This window comes from Pseudomonas sp. B414 (assembly GCF_055408445.1).
On sequence record NZ_JBUZTQ010000020.1, the window covers coordinates 63,299 to 81,173 of the forward strand.

At 62.1% G+C, this 17,875-nt stretch carries 15 protein-coding genes; 1 reads left to right on the top strand and 14 read right to left on the bottom strand.

What is annotated here, in order from left to right:
- The 9 genes from ACZRMH_RS17045 to ACZRMH_RS17085 all read right to left on the bottom strand — a co-directional run bounded on the left by ACZRMH_RS17045 (position 1) and on the right by ACZRMH_RS17085 (position 9,935).
- A complete protein-coding gene (locus ACZRMH_RS17045) occupies positions 1–1,689 on the bottom strand; it encodes a class I adenylate-forming enzyme family protein (protein WP_464014419.1) in 1,689 nt (562 codons plus the stop codon).
- A gap of 37 nt (positions 1,690–1,726) precedes the next feature.
- Complete coding sequence (locus ACZRMH_RS17050; RefSeq protein WP_464014420.1) at positions 1,727–2,866, bottom strand: acyl-CoA dehydrogenase family protein; 1,140 nt, start codon at positions 2,864–2,866, stop codon at positions 1,727–1,729.
- An 11-nt stretch (positions 2,867–2,877) separates the two neighbouring features.
- Entirely contained in the window at positions 2,878–4,068 is a 1,191-nt protein-coding gene (locus tag ACZRMH_RS17055; RefSeq protein ID WP_464014421.1) for an acyl-CoA dehydrogenase family protein, read from the bottom strand.
- A gap of 161 nt (positions 4,069–4,229) precedes the next feature.
- Positions 4,230–5,399 (bottom strand): acyl-CoA dehydrogenase family protein, encoded by a 1,170-nt coding sequence (locus tag ACZRMH_RS17060; RefSeq protein ID WP_464014422.1) that lies wholly within the window; start codon positions 5,397–5,399, stop codon positions 4,230–4,232.
- Positions 5,400–6,578: a lipid-transfer protein gene (locus ACZRMH_RS17065; RefSeq protein ID WP_464014423.1), complete on the bottom strand. Its 1,179-nt coding sequence runs from the start codon at positions 6,576–6,578 to the stop codon at positions 5,400–5,402.
- 18 nt (positions 6,579–6,596) lie between these two features.
- The gene (locus ACZRMH_RS17070; protein ID WP_464014424.1) at positions 6,597–7,016 is read right to left on the bottom strand and encodes a MaoC family dehydratase; all 420 of its coding nucleotides are present in this window, start codon (positions 7,014–7,016) and stop codon (positions 6,597–6,599) included.
- Positions 6,988–8,121: an acyl-CoA dehydrogenase family protein gene (locus ACZRMH_RS17075; protein ID WP_464014425.1), complete on the bottom strand. Its 1,134-nt coding sequence runs from the start codon at positions 8,119–8,121 to the stop codon at positions 6,988–6,990. Before ACZRMH_RS17075 ends, ACZRMH_RS17070 begins: the two co-directional genes overlap by 29 nt.
- A 10-nt stretch (positions 8,122–8,131) precedes the next feature.
- Positions 8,132–9,109, bottom strand: a complete 978-nt coding sequence (locus ACZRMH_RS17080; RefSeq protein WP_464014426.1) for a bifunctional MaoC family dehydratase N-terminal/OB-fold nucleic acid binding domain-containing protein — start codon at positions 9,107–9,109, stop codon at positions 8,132–8,134.
- A 52-nt stretch (positions 9,110–9,161) separates the two neighbouring features.
- Positions 9,162–9,935 carry an SDR family oxidoreductase gene (locus ACZRMH_RS17085; protein ID WP_464014427.1) on the bottom strand — a complete coding sequence of 258 codons (774 nt, stop codon included), beginning with the start codon at positions 9,933–9,935 and terminating at the stop codon, positions 9,162–9,164.
- Positions 9,936–10,078: 143 nt separating this feature from the next.
- On the opposite strand from ACZRMH_RS17085, the gene ACZRMH_RS17090 reads away from it, so the two are divergent.
- Positions 10,079–10,864, top strand: coding sequence for an enoyl-CoA hydratase (locus tag ACZRMH_RS17090; protein ID WP_464014428.1), 786 nt, complete (start codon positions 10,079–10,081; stop codon positions 10,862–10,864).
- Between the two features lie 52 nt (positions 10,865–10,916).
- On the opposite strand, the gene ACZRMH_RS17095 is transcribed toward ACZRMH_RS17090, so the two are convergent.
- The 5 genes from ACZRMH_RS17095 to ACZRMH_RS17115 are packed head-to-tail and all read right to left on the bottom strand — an operon-like array spanning position 10,917 to position 17,843.
- Entirely contained in the window at positions 10,917–12,503 is a 1,587-nt protein-coding gene (locus ACZRMH_RS17095; protein ID WP_464014429.1) for a FadD3 family acyl-CoA ligase, read from the bottom strand.
- A 19-nt stretch (positions 12,504–12,522) separates the two neighbouring features.
- Entirely contained in the window at positions 12,523–13,554 is a 1,032-nt protein-coding gene (locus ACZRMH_RS17100) for a 2Fe-2S iron-sulfur cluster-binding protein (RefSeq protein ID WP_464014430.1), read from the bottom strand.
- A 1-nt stretch (position 13,555) separates the two neighbouring features.
- On the bottom strand, positions 13,556–14,317 hold the full coding sequence (locus tag ACZRMH_RS17105) for an SDR family oxidoreductase (protein WP_464014431.1): 762 nt from the start codon (positions 14,315–14,317) through the stop codon (positions 13,556–13,558).
- The gene (locus ACZRMH_RS17110; RefSeq protein ID WP_464014432.1) at positions 14,314–16,101 is read right to left on the bottom strand and encodes an FAD-binding protein; all 1,788 of its coding nucleotides are present in this window, start codon (positions 16,099–16,101) and stop codon (positions 14,314–14,316) included. The genes ACZRMH_RS17105 and ACZRMH_RS17110 overlap by 4 nt, the downstream gene beginning before the upstream one ends.
- Positions 16,098–17,843, bottom strand: coding sequence for an FAD-binding protein (locus ACZRMH_RS17115; protein ID WP_464014433.1), 1,746 nt, complete (start codon positions 17,841–17,843; stop codon positions 16,098–16,100). The genes ACZRMH_RS17110 and ACZRMH_RS17115 overlap by 4 nt, the downstream gene beginning before the upstream one ends.
- Positions 17,844–17,875: the final 32 nt, after the last annotated feature.

Consider the following 17,875-nt stretch of genomic DNA (forward strand, 5'->3'; position numbering starts at 1 on the left):
TCAGGGCGTTACCAACAGCTCTTTAAGCAAGCCTTTAAGCATCTTGCCCGAGGCGTTGCGGGCAAACGGCGTGTGTTGGACATGGATCTGCGCCGGCACTTTAAAACTGGCCAGACGCTGGGCAATAAAGCTGCGCACCGCGCCATGGTCCGGGGTTAAGCCCGGCTCGCCGCGCACCACCAGAAACACCACTTCGCCCAACACCTCGTCGGGGACGGCAAAAGCCGCCGCTTCAATCACCCCGGGCATTTCACAAGCACAGGACTCGACCTCGGCGGCGGCAATTTTCTCGCCGCCGCGATTGATCAGGTCTTTGGCGCGGTCGGTGATATAGAGAAAGCCTTCGTCGTCCAGCAGGCCTATATCGCCGGTGTCGAGCCAGCCCTCTCGCAGGGTCTGGGCGCTGGCCTCGGGCAGGTTCCAGTAGGCGTTCATCAGGGTCGGCGAACGCACCCAGATCAACCCGCTGACGCCATTGGGCAAGGGTTGCTCCGGGCAGTCGCCGATACGCACATCGACAATCGGCAGTGGCCAACCCGCCGACGCCGGTTTATAGACAAACTGGTCACCGCCAATTGCGGCACAGATGCCATTGCTCTCGGTCAGGCCATAACCGCTGCCGCCGATGGCCTCGGGTTTGCGCTGGGTCAGGTGGGCCAGCAGGCTGCTGGACGGCGCCGCGCCACCCAGGCCCAGGCCGAACAGGCTGACCGTGTCGGCACTGCCAAAGCGTGGCGAGGTCAGCAGTTGCTGCATCATCACCGGCGCACCGTTGAACTGGGTGCACTGCTCATCGCGGATCAGGTCGAAGGCCTTCTCCACGTCCCACTTGTACATCAACAACAAGCGTCGACCGCTGCGCAAGGCCAGCAAGAACTGCGCATGCAAGCCGCTGACATGGAACAGCGGCACCGCCATCAGGGTGGTGGGGGCATAGCCGCTGTTGATCACCACGCTGATGCGTTCCGGTGAACTCACCGCACAAAATGCTCCCTGAAACTCCAGCGCCACCAGCGCCTGACACACCGCGCCATGGCTCGACAGCACCCCTTTGGCCAGGCTGGTGGTGCCCGAGGTATAGAGGATCATGGCCGGATCTTCGGCGCTGACGGCCTGTGCGGGCACATTCAACACCGGTGCAGCCAGCAGGTCTTCCAGGCGCTGGCAGTGTTCTTCCAGCGCTACACCTGGGTTCAGGCCGGCCACAATGGTCGCCAGCCCTTGTTCACGCAAGTCGTTGGCCAGCAGTTGCAAACGTGGCTCGTCGCATAACAACAGGCACGCACCACTGTCCTGCAAGCCATGGAACAGTTCGTCACGCAAGCCCCAGCTATTGAGCGGCACGCATACCGCACCACAGCGCTGGATGGCGGCAAACGCCACCAGCCACGCAGGCTGGTTGCGCATGGCAATCGCCACGCGATCGCCTTTGCGCAGACCAAAGCGCTGCACCATCTGCCCGGCCAGACGATCCACCTGATCGAAAAACTGGCGGAAGGTCAGGCGCTGTTGCTCCCACACCAGAAATTCCCGATCGCCATGCACGCGACCACTGTCGATTGCGGCCCAAACGCTGGCGGCGCTATGGCGAAAATACTTCGCCCCGCCATCCGCTGGTGTCAGTACTTCAAAAGGCGAGCCGGCACCAATCAGTTGCTGCCAGGCACTCTGCCATTGCTCAAGTTTCATTTTGTTATTCTCCTGACTCGAACAGTTCGCTACCGGCTCAGGCGTGCGCCAGCTCAAGAGCGGCGTAGCGCTCGCAGTGAAAATCAGCATCGCCGAGGCTGGCCTGGGCCACCCGGATACGCTTGAGAAACAAGCCCACATCCAGCTCGTCGGTCACACCAATGCCGCCGTGCATCTGCACCGCCTCATTGGCCACCTTGATCGCCATCTGCCCCGCCTTCCACTTCGCCAGGCTGGCCAGGCGCTGGCGCTCGGCCACGCTCAGGCTGGTATCGTCCAGCGCCGCCAGCCCGGCCATCACCGCGCTGCGCGCCAGGGCCAGCTCGACAAACAGTTGCGCGGCACGGTGTTGCAGAGACTGAAAGGTGCCAATCGCCACATCGAACTGCACACGGGTCTTGAGGTAATCGAGGGTCATTTCGAAGAGTTTTTCGCACATGCCCAGCATCTCCGCAGCCAGGCATACGCGACCGCGATCCAGGGCAATATGCAGCGCAGGCATTGCCGAACCGATATCCCCCAAAAGCGCATCAGACCCGACCTGCACCTGCTCCAGCTGCAGTCGTGCATGGTTGCGCGAGTCGATCAGCGGCAAGGCCTTGACCGTCAGGCCCGGCGCATCGGCTGGCACCAGGAACAGGCTGATGCCGGACCCACCGCTGCATGCAGCCACTAGATACGCGTCGGCACCCACACCATCAATGACAAAATACTTCTGCCCGGTCAGGCAATAGCCGTCGCCATTGGCCACCGCTTGCAGCGCCACTCGGGTCGGGTTGTGCCGCGATTGTTCATCCAGAGCCAGGGCCAGGCGGCGTTCGCCACTGATGATCGCCGACAGCCAGCGATCCTGCTGCCCGGCGTTGCCCTGCAGATGCAGCAGCGAGCCGCTGAGTACCACGCTGGATAGCAGCGGCGTAGCGCTGAGGTTGCAGCCCATGGACTCAAAAACAGGCCCCAGGCCCATGCAACCGAAATCCAGCCCGCCGAGGTTCTCGGGGAATGGAATCGCGCTCCAGCCCAGAGCCACTGCGTCTTGCCACAGTTGCGGGTCAAAGCCGTTGGCCTGGGCCTCATCGCGCAAGGCACGCTGACGCGATACCGGGCTGCGGGCAGCGAGAAATTCGCGGGCGCTGTCGGCCAACATCCGTTGATCTTCGTTATAGAGCAGGTTCATGGTGAGTTTCCTTACTTCACGTCAGGCAGGCCCAGGACCCGCTTGGCAATAACGTTGAGCTGGATTTCTGACGCGCCGCCAGAGATGGTCAGGGCGAAACTGTTCAGCCAGCCACGGGTGATGGCCTGTTCCTGAGGCGTGAAGGCGCCCTTGTCCCAGCCCAGGGCGTGATAACCCATGACATCCAGCAGCACCTCGAACTTGTCGCGCTCCTGCTCGGTGTGCACCAGTTTCATGATTGACATCAGCCCGCTGACATCCTGCCCGGCGCGGGCCTCTTCACCCATGCGCTGCACGGTCAGGTTGTAGCTGTGTTCGTTCATGGCCGCAGCCACCGCTCGCGCCACCAGTGCCGACTCACTCTGCCCCTCAGGTTCTGGCAAGTACTGGCGGACCAGAGGCAGCAGATGGAAATGGCTCGGCAAGCTGAATTCGCCGAACTTGGACATGGCCTTGCGCTCGTGCTGCAACAGGCGCTTGGCCAGGTTCCAGCCACCATGCAGCGGGCCGATCAGTTGGCTCTTCGGCACTTTTACGCCATCGAAAAATACCTGGCAGAACGCCGACTTGCCGCTGATCAAATCGATCGGCGCGACGCTGACCCCGGGGCTTTTCATATCCAGCACGATCAGGCTGATGCCTGCATGCTTGCCGGCTTTTGCATCGGTGCGCACCAACGCGTACATCCAGTCCGACTTGTCGCCGTAAGAGGTCCAGATCTTGCTGCCATCGACCACAAAGTGATCGCCGGCATCCCGGGCGCAGGTTTTCAGGCTGGCCAGGTCAGAACCGGCATTGGGCTCGGAAAAGCCCTGGCACCAGCGCACTTCACCGCGGGTCATGGGGGTGAGCAGGCTTTTTTTCTGTTCTTCGGTGCCGAACTCCAGCAGTACCGGACCGAGCATCCAGATACCCAGATTGATTTGCGGCGGGCGGCACTTGAGGCGACGCAGTTCGCTTTCGAGCACCGCGTTATATTCCGCGCTCAGTCCTGCGCCGCCGTATTCGACGGGCCAGTCCGGGCAGAACCAGCCTTTGTCGCGCATACGCTCGAACCACAGTTTGGCGTCTGCATCGGGAAACTCGACAGCGCTGGCGCCCCATACCAGCTCACCTTCAGGTATGGCCTTGCGCTGAGATGGCGGGCAGTTGGCCTCAAGCCAACTGCGGGTTTGCTCTGTGAACTGGTCAATCGTGTTCATGATGCCTTTCACCTGTATATGGCATTAGGGGGTGTTACACAGCCAGTGTGGGAGCGGCCTTGCTCGCGATGGGATCGCCGTGGTGTGCCAGATAGATCGCGGCGCCTGAATCGCGAGCAAGCCCGCTCCCACAGGATCAGAATCAGCCCTGTCCTGCAGACTCAACGCTGGGTACGCGGCATGCCCAAACCGAACTGGGCGATCAGCTCGCGCTGGATTTCATTGGTGCCACCGCCAAAGGTCAGGGTCACCGAGGCACGCACTTCGTACTCCAGGTCGCCTTGCAGCAAGGACGCCGCCGAACCACCGCGCACCAGTCCGTTGGCGCCCACGATGTTGCTCAATACGCGCAAGATCTCGATCGAAGATTCCGAGCCGTACACCTTGGTGGTCGAGGCCAGCGCCACGTCCATGCGCTCACGCTCAAGGTCGGCAGCAATGCGCAGATTGATCAGGCGCATGGCTTCCAGCCGCGCATAACACTGCGCCAGGCCTGCACGTACCCAGGCCTTGTCGGTGGCACGCACGCCGTGTTCATCCACCGCTTTGGCCCACGCCAAAACCCGGCCAAACAGCCCCACCACCTTGTCCGACCAGGCACCCAGGCCCAGCCGTTCGTGGTTGAGCTGCGCGGTGATGAGCTTCCAGCCACCGTTCAATTCGCCCACCAGCATGTCTTGGGGCACCCGCACATTGTCGTAGTAGGTGGCCGCTGTCGGGTTGCTGGTAGTGGGGATTACCGTGGTCGAGAAGCCCTCGGCCCGGGTATCGAGAATCAGGATCGACACACCTTTGTGCCGCGGGCGCTCAGGGTCGGTACGGGCTGCCAGCCAGATGTAATCAGCCGACTCCGCGCCCGAGGTCCAGAGCTTGGCGCCATTCACCACAAACTCATCGCCTTCAAGGCGTGCCGCCGTTTTCAGCACGGCAAGATCGCTGCCCGCATCCTGCTCGGAATAACCAATGGCGAAGATGATTTCGCCGGCGGCGATACCTGGCAGGAATTTGGCTTTTTGCAATTCGGTACCGTGGGCCATCAATGCAGGGCCAACGGTGCTGATGGTCACAAACGGCAGCGGCGCACCGGCGATATTGGCTTCTTCAAAGAAGATAAATTGCTCAGTGGGGCCATAGCCCTGCCCGCCGTGTTCCTTGGGCCAGCCCACGGCCAGCCAGCCGTCACGGCCCATCTGGCGGATGGTGTCGCGGTACAGTTCGCCGCCCTCTTTGCCGCGCAATTGCTCACGCAACTGCGGGGTCATCAGGTTCTGGAAGTAGTCCCGCACCTTCAGGCGCAGGGCGTGTTGTTCAGGCGTGAGGTCGACGTACATTCAGGCTGCTCCCAGAATCAGGCCGCTGGTAGGCACGCCGGTACCGGCAGTGACCAATACGTTTTCTACGTTATCCACCTGGTTGACCGCGCTGCCACGCACCTGACGCACCGCTTCAGCCACACCGTTCATGCCATGGATATAAGCCTCGCCCAACTGCCCTCCGTGGGTATTGATCGGGAACTTGCCGCCACGGGCATGGTGCCCGGCGCGGATAAATTCCTTGGCTTCACCACGCTCGCACAGGCCGAACTCTTCGAGTTGCGGCAACACAAACGGGGTGAAGTGGTCGTAGATCACTGCGGTCTGCAGCGCCTCGGGGCCAAGGCCCGACTGGCGATACAGTTCTTTGGCGACCACGCCCATTTCCGGCAGGCCGGTAATGTCGTCGCGGTAGAACGAGGTCATGATCTGCTGGCCCGAGGTGATGCCTTGCGAACCGGCCTTGATCATCACCGGTTTCTGACGCAGATCCCTGGCCCGCTCTGCCGAGGTAATCACCATCGCCACCGCACCATCGGACTCCTGGCAGCAATCGAGCAAGTGCAGCGGTTCGCAGATCCAGCGCGAAGCCTGGTGCTCTTCAAGGGTAATCGGCTTGCCGTAGAAAAACGCCGCCGGGTTGGTGGCGGCAAAGTCACGCACCGCTACTGCCACGCGACCGAAATCTTCCGAGGTGGCGCCATAGGTGTGCATATAACGCTGGGCAAACATCCCCACCCAGGAGGCCGGGGTATGCAGGCCGTGGGGCATGTACCAGCCGTAGTTGACGTTCTCGAAGATCGGCGTCGAAGCAAAGCCGTAGCTGCCGCTGCCGAAGCGATACCAGGAACGTTCGTTCATGGCGCGGTACACCACCACCACTTTGGCTACGCCAGTGGCTACGGCCATGGCCGCGTGCATGATCGGCGCACAGGCCGCACCACCGCCGTGGGGCACCTGGGAGAAGAACTTGACGTCCTTGCAGCCCAGCAAGCGGGCGATTTCATATTCCGGAACCTTGTCCACCGAGTACGAGCTGAAACCCTCGACCTCGGAAGGATCGATACCAGCGTCTTTCAGCGCCGCCAGGGTGGCTTCCAGCGCCAGACGCAGCTCGGTGCGCCCGGAGTTTTTCGAAAATTCGGTCGCGCCCAGGCCAACAATGGCCGCGCTGCCCGATAGTGACGATTGCGTCATGTGTGCTGTCTCCCGCGATCAGGGCAGAACCAGCGCGACCGTACCGGTCACGTGGTTGCCCATGGAATTTTTGCCGCTGAGGGTGATTTCCACCGTGCGGGTGGCCGCGTCATGGCCAGTCACTGCGCCATTGAAGGTCATGCTGTCACCGGGATAATTCGGCGCGCCGAGCTTGATCTTCAACGAGGTAAAACGCGCCTCGGGCCCGGCCCAGTCTTCGACATAACGCTGCACCAGGCCGTTGCTGGTGAGGATGTTCATAAAGATATGCGGCGACCCCAGGGCCTGGGCCGCATTGAGGTCATGGTGGCCGGGGAAGTAGTCGCGGGTGGCAATGGCGCCGCCAGTGACCAGGCCCACGGTGATCGGGATCGCCAGTTCCGGCAGGGTTTCGCCGGGGCGCACGTCGTCAAAGCGCTTGGTGTTCTGCAAGGTCATATTTCCATCCCAGCTTGTCGTTATGGCTCAGCCAGTCGCCGAGGCGTTCAAGGCATACGGCCGATCCACCCAGGGCACAGCCCAGGGCGCGGCTCCAGTAGAGAAAGCGATGCATCGGGTAGGTCAGGTCGACGCCGATACCGCCGTGTACGTGCTGGGCGTTGTGCCCGATCAGATGCCCCGCTTCGCAAACCTGCCAGGCCGTGGCCAGGGCTTCGCTCGGTGCTGGCAAACCGGCGTCAAGGCGATAGCACAGCTGCCACAAGGTGCTGCGCAGGGCTTCGAGGGCGATATGGGCGTTGGCCATGCTCATTTGCACCGCCTGAAAACTGCCGATGCTGCGCTCGAACTGGCGGCGCTCGCTGACGTATTCCACGGTGCGACGGATCTGCTCGCTGCTCACCCCCAGTTGCAACGAGGCCAGTGCCGCGATGGCGCGGGGTTCCAGCCAGTCCAGTGCGGCTGGCGTGAGCAGGTGTTCGGCGCGGATCAACAGGCCTTCGATATTCACATCGGCAATCGCTTCGCCGTGGGTCATACGCCCCGCTACGTGCTTGATCGCCTGGTTGGCCAGCTCGACCAGCGCCAGCCGCGGTTGCCCGTCGACACTCACCAGCAGCAGCGCCGCCTGTGATTGTTCGGCCAGTGCCAGCGCGCCGACCCGACCGTCGATGCGCCAGCCGCCATCGGCTTGTGTGGCGTGCAGTTCAATACCCTGGGCGTTGTGCAGACCGCTCAGGTCCAGGCTCAGCAACGCCCTGCCCGCTGCAGCTTCGACTGCCCAGGAGTGCAAAGACCCATCGGCAAACTGCGCCAAGGTCGCGGCCGCCAGTTGGTGACGCCATAACGGCACCTGCCCCAGAGCCCGACCCTGGGCCTGCAGCACCTGCATCAATTCGGTCATGCCCAGCCCGCTGCCGCCCTGTGCTTCAGGGATAGCCAGGGCTTGCAGGCCGGTTTCCACACACAGTTGCCACAGCGGCTGCATATAGGCCTGCTCGCTGGTGTCGAACTGGCGCAGGCGGTCATCGGTGCAATAGTCGGCAAACACACTGCCGGCCATTTCGGCGATGGCGCCCTGGTCTTCGGTAAATTCGAAATCCATGCTGGCTCCCTTACTCGGCCACAGGCCGGAACATTGGCAACGTCAGCTCGCCGTCGAAAGTCTGGAACTCCAGCTGCAAGGGCTGGCCGATGCGCAGTTCTGCACGCGTCACACCCGCCAGCCCCGCCACCAGGCGCACGCCCTCTTCCAGCTCGATCAGGCCGATCGGGTTGGGATGGTCAAAGGGTGCGACCTCGGGGTAGTGCATGATCACGAACGAATAGAGGCTGGCGCGACCGCTGGCCTGCACGCTGTCCCAATCGAACGAGTGACATTCGATACACACCGGCGCGGGTGGATGGCGCAGGGTCTGGCACTGGGTACAGCGCTGGATCAGCAACTTGCCTGCGTCACAGCCTTCCCAGAAAAACCGCGTGTCATCGCTCATGCCCGGCTTGGGGCGCTTGACCACAGGTTTATCTTCAACCTTGGCCGGTGCGGCTTGTGCAGTGTGGTTATTGGCCGGGCGGAACTTGAACACGCGAAACAGCAACTGGCCCACAGCCTCGTCGCCACCCTTGTGTTCAACGAAGTAATCCATCACCAGGGTGACAAAAAAGCCGGTACCCAGACCGGTGGTTTTTTCGTCGCCCACCGATTCCAGGCGAGTGGTGTAGTAGAGTTTTTCGCCCGGGCGCAGATTGCGCTCGAAGGTCAGCTCGGAGTTGACCGCGACCACCGACGCATAGCCGTAGGACTCGATCAGCTTGAGCACTTCATAGGGGTTTTCGGTGGTCGAGCCCGGGGCGTAGTTGTTCAGGTGAAAGCCTTCCATGCACCACACCTGCAGCATTGCAGGCGGCGCCACCAGACCGTCCTGGGCGCTGTTGGCGGCAAAGGCCGGATCGGTATAGAGCGGGTTGTCCACGCCCATGATCTCGCACCATTGGCGGATCATCGGGGCGTTGACTTCGTCCCAGGCGTAGACGCGACCATATTCACGCCCTACCAGGGCGCGCACGTCGGTTAGCAATTGAGAATCAGCCAAGTTCGTCTCCTGCGTGTAAGGGCAGCGACCCGGTGGTCGCCGCTAAAGGTCGTTAGTGCGCAGCGCTCAAAAACGCCGGACGCTCACCGCCGCCGTGCAACAACAAATTGCAGCCGCTGGCATAACCAGCCATGGGCGAGGCGATAAACAGGCAGGCGTTGCCGATGTCTTCGGGCAGTGCCATGCGCCCGGCGGGGATTCCGCCACTGACTGCGGCAATGCCTTGTTCGTCGCCGTAATGCAGATGGGCCTGCTCGGTGCGCACCAGCCCCGGGCTGACCGCGACCACCCGCACCTTGGGCGCCCATTCCACGGCCAGGGATTGCACCAGGGCCAGGACCCCGGCCTTGGCTGCGCCATAAGCTGCGGTGCCGGGCGATGCGCGCAAGGCGCTGATGCTGCCGATAAACACGATGCAGCCACCCTCGGTCTGTTGCTGCATCAGGGCGTTGGCCTGTTGCGCGACATTCAGGGGGGCAATGAGATTGAGGCGGATAATGCCCTCGTGAAAACGTGGCGATGCGCTGGCGGCCTCGGCTGGCGGGCTGCCACCGGCATTGTTGATCACCACATCGAGGCGACCGAAGTCAGCGCGAATGCCGTCGAACAATGCCTTGAGCGACTCCTGATCACGCACATCGCAGGCCATGAAAATCGCCTGAGCCGAACCGGCTTGAGGCAACACCTCGGGCGTCGTCCTGCCACATACGATCACCTGTGCACCAGCTTGCAGAAAGCTGTGGGCGATACCGGCGCCGATGCCTTTGGTACCGCCGGTGACCAGTACCACCTTACCGCTGTAGTCCAGCCCTGAGAGTTGGCCCATGACGTGCTCCTTTTCTACTGATGGAGCCACTCTAGGGACAATCCGGAGGCTGCTCGTCGTCTGAACGGACGATGAACCCCAGCCGGGTGAACGCAACAATCCAGCGCACGCTGTGGTTACAGCCCTTGTTAATGAGGAACCCCATGTCAGACCCATCTGCCGCGCCGGTATTGCTTGAATTCCCGACTCCGGGCGTGGCCCTGCTGCGCCTCAACCGGCCCCAGGCCACCAACGCCCTGAGCCTTGAATTGCAGGCGCTGTTGTCGCGCTACTTCACTGAGCTGGCGGTCAACCCTGAAGTGCGCTGCATTGTGTTGACCGGTGGTGACAAGGTGTTTGCCGCCGGAGGGGATATCAACAGCATGGCCGGGGTCGGCCCGATCGATATTTACCAACGCCATACCGAGCGGGTCTGGGCGCCGATCCAGCATTGCCCCAAGCCGGTGATTGCGGCGGTCTGTGGTTATGCCTATGGCGGCGGGTGCGAGCTGGCGATGCTGGCCGACATTATCGTGGCCGGACGCAGCGCCAGGTTTTGCCAGCCCGAGATTCGCATCGGCATCATGCCTGGCATTGGCGGCACTCAGCGCCTGGTGCGGGCGGTGGGCAAGGCCAAGGCCATGCGCATGGCCCTGACCGGGCAGCCGATCACCGCTGAAGAGGCTTGGGTTTCGGGGTTGGTGAGCAATCTGGTGGAAGATGATCAGGTACAGGCTTACGCCCTGGAGATGGCGCAACTGATCGCGGCCATGCCGCCATTGGCGGCCGAGCAAATCAAGGAAGTGATATTGGCCGGGGTTGATGGACCGCTGGAAACGGGGCTGGCGCTGGAGCGCAAGGCCAACGCGCTACTGTTTGCTTCCCGTGATCAGAAAGAAGGGATGCAGGCGTTTATCGAGAAGCGCACGGCGCGGTTTGAAGGGCATTAAAGCAAAAGCGCCCTCACCCTCCGTGATAGGGTGAGGGCGCTCTTGAACCCAGTTACATAAACCCCGCCCGCAACTCGTTCTTCGCCACCTTGTTCGACGCATTCACCGGCAGCGCCACATAGAACCGCACCATCCGCGGCACCTTGTAGTTGGCCATATGCTCTCGCGCCCACTGGATCAGCCCGGCCTCATCCAGCTGCTGGCCATGACGCACCACCACGCAGGCACAACCCACCTCTCCCATACGCTCATCCGGCACGCCAATCACCGCCACCTGGGCAATGGCCGGATGCTCGATCAGGCCTGCTTCAATCTCCGCCGGGTAGCAATTGAAACCCCCAACGATAAACATGTCCTTAAGCCGATCCGTAATGCGCAAATTGCCCGCAGCATCCTGCTCACCAATATCGCCGGTGTGCAACCAGCCCTCACTGTCGATGGTTTCAGCGGTAGCTTGCGGGTCTTCAAAATAGCCCTGCATCACATGGAAACCGCGCAGGCAGATTTCCCCCGTACTGCCCGCTGGCAAAGCCCGGTTCTGCGGGTCGCGGATGCTCACTTCAGTGCCAGGAATAGCCCGGCCACTGGTACCGGCAATCACGTTTGCGCAATCGCCTGGATCGCAGATGGTTGCCAGCCCACCGCACTCGGTCAGGCCATAGGCGGTGGTGACCACCGAAAAACCCAGCTCGCGGCGCATGCGCTCAATCAGGATTGGCGGAATGGTGGCCGCACCCGTCACGGCAATGCGCAAGCTCGACAGGTCGGTTTCAGCCAGCTTGGGATGGGCCAGCATCGACAGGTACAGGGTCGGCGGTCCCGGCAGCACGTTAATGCGCTCGGCGGCTATCCGCTGGAACACCGCTTCGGCATCGAACACCGGATGCGGCAGGATGGTCGCCCCTGCCAGCAGACAGGTCAGCCAACCCGCCTTGTAGCCAAAGGCATGGAAAAACGGGTTGATCACCAGATAGCGGTCACCGGCCTGCAAGCCAATCACCTTCACATACTCACTAAAGGCGCGGATATTTTGCCCGTGGGCACTCATCACGCCCTTGGGCTTGCCGGTGGTGCCGGAGGTAAACAGCAAATCACTGAGATCCTCAGCACCAACACTGGCAGCACGCAGCAATGCAGCAGATTCGCTGATGGCAGCCCCCATGGACAAAAAGCCGTCCCAGCCCAGGCCACTGCAGCTGGCTGCCGTGGTTTCGCCCAGCAATACCAGGCACTCAAGGCTGGCCGGTCGATACGGCGCCAGCAAGGCCAGGTAATCGGTGCCCAAAAACGTCGGTTGCACGAACAACAAACGACTACCGCTGCGTTGCAGGATATCGGCTGCTTCGCTGCCTTTCATACGGGTGTTGATCGGCACCATCACCGCGCCTGCGCAATGGATGCCCAGTGCGGCAATGATCCAGTCGCGCCCGTTGGGCGCCCAGATTGCAACCCGATCACCCTTGCCGATGCCCTGGGCCATCAGGCTGCGGGTGACCGCCAGGGCCAGGCGCGGCAAGTCGTGATAGTCGGTGCGCTGGCCATGTTCTTCAATGGCCGCAATCCCCGCATATTGCTGCGAAGCGTTAAACAGCAATTGCGGGATCGAGCGCGGCAGGTTCTGTTGCAGGCTGGAAGTCATCGGTCACTCGTCTGGCAAGTTATTCGGGAAAGCACACACGCAGTTGTTCGCTGCTGGGCACCGACTGGCATGCCAGCACCCAGCCGTCGTTCAGTTCTTGTGGGTCCAGGGCATCGTTGCGCAACATCTCGACAGTGCCGCGCTCCAGTGTGCACATACAGGTCGCGCAGGAGCCCACCAGGCAGGAACTGGGCGGGTTAAGGCCCGCGCGTTGCATAGCACCGATCAGGGTTTCGCCCTCGGCGCAGGGCACCTCAAACTCTTCACCGTCCAGGCGCACCGAGAGCTGGCTGCCGATGACATCGGTATTAACCGGTGCCGGGGCAGCCACACTGCCTTCTTCAGGCAACGAGACAAAGCGCTCGACGTGAATCCGTCCGTGCGCCATGCCAATGTCGTGCAGGGCGCTGACGGCGGCGTCCATAAAGGGGCCGGGGCCACAGATAAACGCCTGGGCATGAACAAAGGGCCGGGCCATTTGTGCCAGTTGCGCCACCGCTGGAATACCTTGCACCGAGTCCAGCCAGTGAATCACTTGCAGCCGTTGCGGGTAGGCACTGGCCAGGGCTTTGAGCTCTGCGGCAAAGATTACCGAGGCCTCGTCGCGGTTGGCGTAGATCAGCAGGATACGGCCCGTACCCGCAATCAATGCCGAACGCAGAATCGACAGCACCGGCGTGACGCCGCTGCCACCGCCAAACAACACAAAGTCATCGTCAAAATGCCGCGGCACAAACACCCCGGCCGGGGCCAGCACTTCAAGCTGATCACCCGCGCGCAATTGCTCGCACAGCCAGTTGGACGCTCGCCCATCGCGCACCTGCTTGATCGTGACGCGCAGGGGCTCGTCTTGCAGCGGGGTGCTCGACAATGAATAACAGCGTGGCAACCAGCTGCCCTCAAACGGCACACGCAGGGTCAGAAACTGACCGGGCTTATAGGCAAACTGTTCACGCAAGGACGGGGGAACATCGAATACCAGGGATCTGGAATCCGCTGTTTCAGTGACGATTTGCGCCACGCGCAGGGAGAAATACGCTGGTTGGCTCATATCAAATACTCATCACAAACTGGCCGCTGTCGATCCGCAGCTCGATGCCACTGATGGCGCGGGACTCGTCACTGCCCAGAAACAGCACGCTGGCGGCCACATCTTCAGGCAGGCACATGCGCCCCATAGGGTCGGCGTCGATGGTCAGGCTCCACGGGTCCAGCCCGGCGGGCAGGGTCGTGGTGGTCATGGGGGTAAGGATGCCGTCGGGGTGCAGGGAGTTGCAGCGGATGCGGTACTTGCGTCTACGACACAGCACCGCCACTGTGCGCGACAGCGCCGCGACCGCGCCTTTGGAAGCGCTGTAGGCGACGTAATCATCACGCCCGGCCACCGCTGCAATCGAAGACATATTGATGATGGAACCTCCCTCACCTTGCTTCATCAGGCCGATGGCGGCACGACAACCGAGAAAAACGCTGTCGGAGTTGATTTTTTGTACCCGCTGCCAATCAGCATAGGTGGTATTTTCGATATCACCCTTGAGCAGGATCCCGGCGTTGTTGAACAGAATATCCAGCCGCCCGTGGTGCTCGCGCACGCTTTCAATAACCCGTGCCCAGTCCTCTTCGCTGCCCGCGTCATGTTCGACAAACAGCGCCTGGCTGCCGATTTCTTCGGCCAGGGCCAGGCCGGCGGCCACATCGATATCGCTGATCACCACACGGGCGCCTTCGCGGGCCAGCAGCAGTGCCGTGGCCCTGCCCACACCACTGGCACCGCCGGTAATCAATGCCACCTTGCCTGCAACTCGTGCGCTCATAAGGTTACCCCTGTCACGTCTGTAGCTTCTGTGGGAGCGGGCTTGCTCGCGATGGCAGCACCGCGGTCTTGCAGAACAACCGCAGCGCATGCATCGCGAGCAAGCCCGCTCCCACAGGAGGTGTGCTGTGTGGCACTGGCCGCAAGCCCGGCACGACGCCCCGAAAACACGCAGTCAGCCAGCGACAATCCACTGATATACAAATGAGAGGCCACGCCAATGGCGGTACGCCCGGCACTGAATAGCCCGGCAATCGGCTGGCCGTCGTTGTCGAGGACTGCGCCATTGCCTTCATCGACCTTAAGCCCGCCCAGGGTCAGCGCCCCCAGCGGAAAGATCGGGTTGCCCACGCTAATATCGCAGGCATAAAACGGCCCCTTGTCCAGCACCTGGCGGCTGCCCTCGGACTTGCCAAAAGCATCCGGCGCATCACCACGGGCAGCCGCGTTGTAGGCACGCAAGGCACCATTCAATTCACCTGCCTGCATGCCGCAGGCATTGGCCAACTTGTCCGGGTTGTCGCCCTTGCGCACCTTGAGCAGCATCAGGGCCAGTGCCGGCAATGTCTGGAACCACCAGTAGCCGCCAAACAGCGCCTGGCGGATCGCCTGTTTGCGCAATCGCGCATCCAGCACCAGCCATGCCTGACCGCCCTGTTCTTCGCACAGTGGCTGGCCGAGGGTGGCGCCGTAGACTTCTTCGTTGCAAAAACGCTGGCCGTGGCTGTTGACCACAATGCCCTTGGGCCAACAGTGCGGCGGGTTGATAAAACGCCAGGCTGATACCCGGCTCAGGCGCTCGCTTCTGGCCCCCACCGATTGCCCCAGCAGCAAGCCGCTGCCATCGCAGCCGGTGGCTCCGACCTTGAAATTGCGCCGGAAGTCGGGGGCATGATCGCGAATCAGTCCGCGATTGAAGATAAAGCCACCGGTACTCAGAACCACCCCACGGCGGGCGCGGATCAGTAGCGGCTGACCGTGATCACGCTCCAGCAGGCTGACCCTTTGCCGCAGACGATCGCAATAGCCCGGAGCAAAGTTTTGCAGGCGCTCGGCCCGGGCCGCCAGGCGTGCATGCAAGCGTGCTTCGCGGGTGTCTGCTGGCAGGCTCCAGAACTCCGCCCCTACCACCCGCCCGCTAGCGTCCACCACCAGGCGTCGGGCAGCGGATTGCAGCAAGGGTTGCACCCCGGCACGCAGGCATGCAGCTTTCAGATGGCCGTAAAGCACCGCGCCACACTGGCCTTTGCCTACCGTGCGATGGCCCCGTGGTGCCGGGGACTGTGTACCGCCATGGGACGGCACCAGCTCATTGCCCGAGTAATACAAAAAATAACCATCGGACGGGTAAGAGGTCTTCCCTCCCGGCGGCATGCTGTGGGCATAGCTCGCCCCGTGGCCTTCAAGCCAGTTGAGGTTGCTGACGCTGTCAGCGCAAAATTTTTCCAGGGTGGCATCGCTGATCACCCCCTGGGTTTCGTGCTTGAGATAATCAAACATCGCCTGTGGGTTGTCATTGAAACCGGCGGCCTGCTGTTGCGCCGTACCACCACCGGCGTACACCACGCCACCGCTTTTGGCACTGGCGCCACCGCCGGTAAAACGGTCGGCCACGATCACATGGGCGCCTGTGCTGCGGGCCTCCAGCGCCGCGCAGGCACCCGCCGCGCCCCAGCCGATCACCAGTACATCACAGGTATCGTGCCAGTCGCGGCCGCTCAGGCGATCGGCCTGCAAGGGTGCGAGGATCTTGCTGTTACTGCTGGTGTTTTTGCTACGGCTCATGACAGCACCCGTGCCTTGGCACCCGTTGTTGCCGACACTGCGCTGGCAATATGGTTGGCGGCGATATAGCCGAAGGTCATGGCCGGGCCCAGGGTGCCACCGGCACCGGGGTAACTGGTGCCCATCACCGAGGACGAGCAGTTGCCAATGGCATACAGCCCGGGGATCGGCTGACCGTCTTCACGCACCACTTGCGCGTGCCGGTTGGTCAGCAAGCCGCCCTTGGTGCCGATATCCCCGGCATCCAGGCGCATGGCGTAATACGGGCCCTTGCGCAGCGGTGCCAGGCACGGATTGGGCTTGATATTGCTGTCGCCGTAATAGCGATCGAATACGTTGCCGCCGCGATCAAAGTCCAGATCGACACCGGTTTGCGCGTAGCCGTTGACCTTGTGCACGGTGCTGTTCAAGCCCTGGGCATCAACGCCGATCTGCATGGCCAGCGCTTCCAGGCTGTCGGCCTTCCAGTACACGGTGTTGAGCCATTCCTTGCGCAAACGGCTATCGGGCATCACCTGGGCCGGCATCAACGGGCCCATGGCGTAGGTGAAGCGGAAATGGCCATCGAAGATCACCCAGGACGGCACCGAGCGGCCATCAGTCTTCTGGTTGTCCTGGTACATGGCATCGACAAACTCCAGATACGGTGCCGCCTCGTTAACAAAACGCTGGCCCAGGCTATTGACCACAATGGCCCCCGGAAACGCCCGCTCGGCGAATACGCCTCGGGGTTTTTCCTCGCCGGGCACGGCAATGGTCGGCGCCCACCAGGCCCAGTCCATCAAGGATGTCGCGGCGCCGATAGTCAGCCCCGCCTCCAGCGCGGCGCCGGTATTGTTGCCCGGTGGCGTGGCGCTCCAGCTGGCACGGGTGGGTTGCGGCAGGTACTTCTCGCGCAGGGTCTGGTTTTGCTCAAAACCGCCGGAGCCAAAAATCACTGCACGACGGGCCTTGAGTTCCAGCACCTTGGCGCCGGTGGCGACCTTGATCCCGCACACCCGGTCGCCGTCGAGCAGCACGTCCTGGAAGTCGGTGTTGAGCCACAACGGTACCTTGCGGTCCATCAGCGAGCGGCGCAAGGACGCCACCAGCGAACTGCCCAGGGCTGCGCGGCGGTCATATTTGCTTTTGCGCCGCCATTTGAAATCGAGCTTGTAGCGCGCCATCAGCTTGAAAATCAGCCATTGCCAGCCAAAGCTGCGAGCCATGGCCTTGTGCGCGTCGCGGGCCGTCCAGGCGATGCGCCCCATCAGCAGGGTCGAGGGCGAAGGCTTGCGCAGGTTGGGCAGCTCTTCGGCCAGCAGGCTGGTGTCGAACAGCTCCGGGTCCAAAGTGCGGCCGCCAGGCAAGGCGCCGGGCAATTGCGGGTAGTAATCGGGGTATTTGTCGGCCACGGCATAGCGTACGTGGCTGCTGTCAGTAAGCTTTTTGATCATCGGCGCCGCGTTGTCCAGATACGCCTGCAGGCGTTGCGGGTCACCGTGTTCAGCGGTGGCGGCCTTGAGGTATTGCATCGACAGTTCAGGGCTGTCCTGCCCGCCAATGGCGGCAAAATAATGGTTGTTGGGGATCCAGATACCACCACCGGAAATGGCCGAGGTTCCGCCGTATTTATCGCTTTTTTCGACAATCAGAACCGACAGGCCCTGATCAGCCGCAAACAGGGCCGAGGTCATGGCGCCGGCACCGGAGCCGACAACAATTACGTCATAGCTGGACTGAGACTGATCGTGAGCCGTCATTATTATTATGCCTTGCGCTGAGGTCAGAGGTT

What these genes read in the sequence shown, in the direction of transcription:
- ACZRMH_RS17090 (WP_464014428.1), top strand. Translation starts at nt 10,079, where the DNA reads ATGTCAGACCCATCTGCCGCGCCGGTATTGCTTGAATTCCCGACTCCG.
- ACZRMH_RS17115 (WP_464014433.1), bottom strand. Translation starts at nt 17,843, where the DNA reads ATGACGGCTCACGATCAGTCTCAGTCCAGCTATGACGTAATTGTTGTC.
- ACZRMH_RS17060 (WP_464014422.1), bottom strand. Translation starts at nt 5,399, where the DNA reads ATGTACGTCGACCTCACGCCTGAACAACACGCCCTGCGCCTGAAGGTG.
- ACZRMH_RS17075 (WP_464014425.1), bottom strand. Translation starts at nt 8,121, where the DNA reads ATGGATTTCGAATTTACCGAAGACCAGGGCGCCATCGCCGAAATGGCC.
- ACZRMH_RS17070 (WP_464014424.1), bottom strand. Translation starts at nt 7,016, where the DNA reads ATGACCTTGCAGAACACCAAGCGCTTTGACGACGTGCGCCCCGGCGAA.
- ACZRMH_RS17110 (WP_464014432.1), bottom strand. Translation starts at nt 16,101, where the DNA reads ATGAGCCGTAGCAAAAACACCAGCAGTAACAGCAAGATCCTCGCACCC.
- ACZRMH_RS17045 (WP_464014419.1), bottom strand. Translation starts at nt 1,689, where the DNA reads ATGAAACTTGAGCAATGGCAGAGTGCCTGGCAGCAACTGATTGGTGCC.
- ACZRMH_RS17065 (WP_464014423.1), bottom strand. Translation starts at nt 6,578, where the DNA reads ATGACGCAATCGTCACTATCGGGCAGCGCGGCCATTGTTGGCCTGGGC.
- ACZRMH_RS17100 (WP_464014430.1), bottom strand. Translation starts at nt 13,554, where the DNA reads ATGAGCCAACCAGCGTATTTCTCCCTGCGCGTGGCGCAAATCGTCACT.
- ACZRMH_RS17095 (WP_464014429.1), bottom strand. Translation starts at nt 12,503, where the DNA reads ATGACTTCCAGCCTGCAACAGAACCTGCCGCGCTCGATCCCGCAATTG.
- ACZRMH_RS17085 (WP_464014427.1), bottom strand. Translation starts at nt 9,935, where the DNA reads ATGGGCCAACTCTCAGGGCTGGACTACAGCGGTAAGGTGGTACTGGTC.
- ACZRMH_RS17105 (WP_464014431.1), bottom strand. Translation starts at nt 14,317, where the DNA reads ATGAGCGCACGAGTTGCAGGCAAGGTGGCATTGATTACCGGCGGTGCC.
- ACZRMH_RS17050 (WP_464014420.1), bottom strand. Translation starts at nt 2,866, where the DNA reads ATGAACCTGCTCTATAACGAAGATCAACGGATGTTGGCCGACAGCGCC.
- ACZRMH_RS17055 (WP_464014421.1), bottom strand. Translation starts at nt 4,068, where the DNA reads ATGAACACGATTGACCAGTTCACAGAGCAAACCCGCAGTTGGCTTGAG.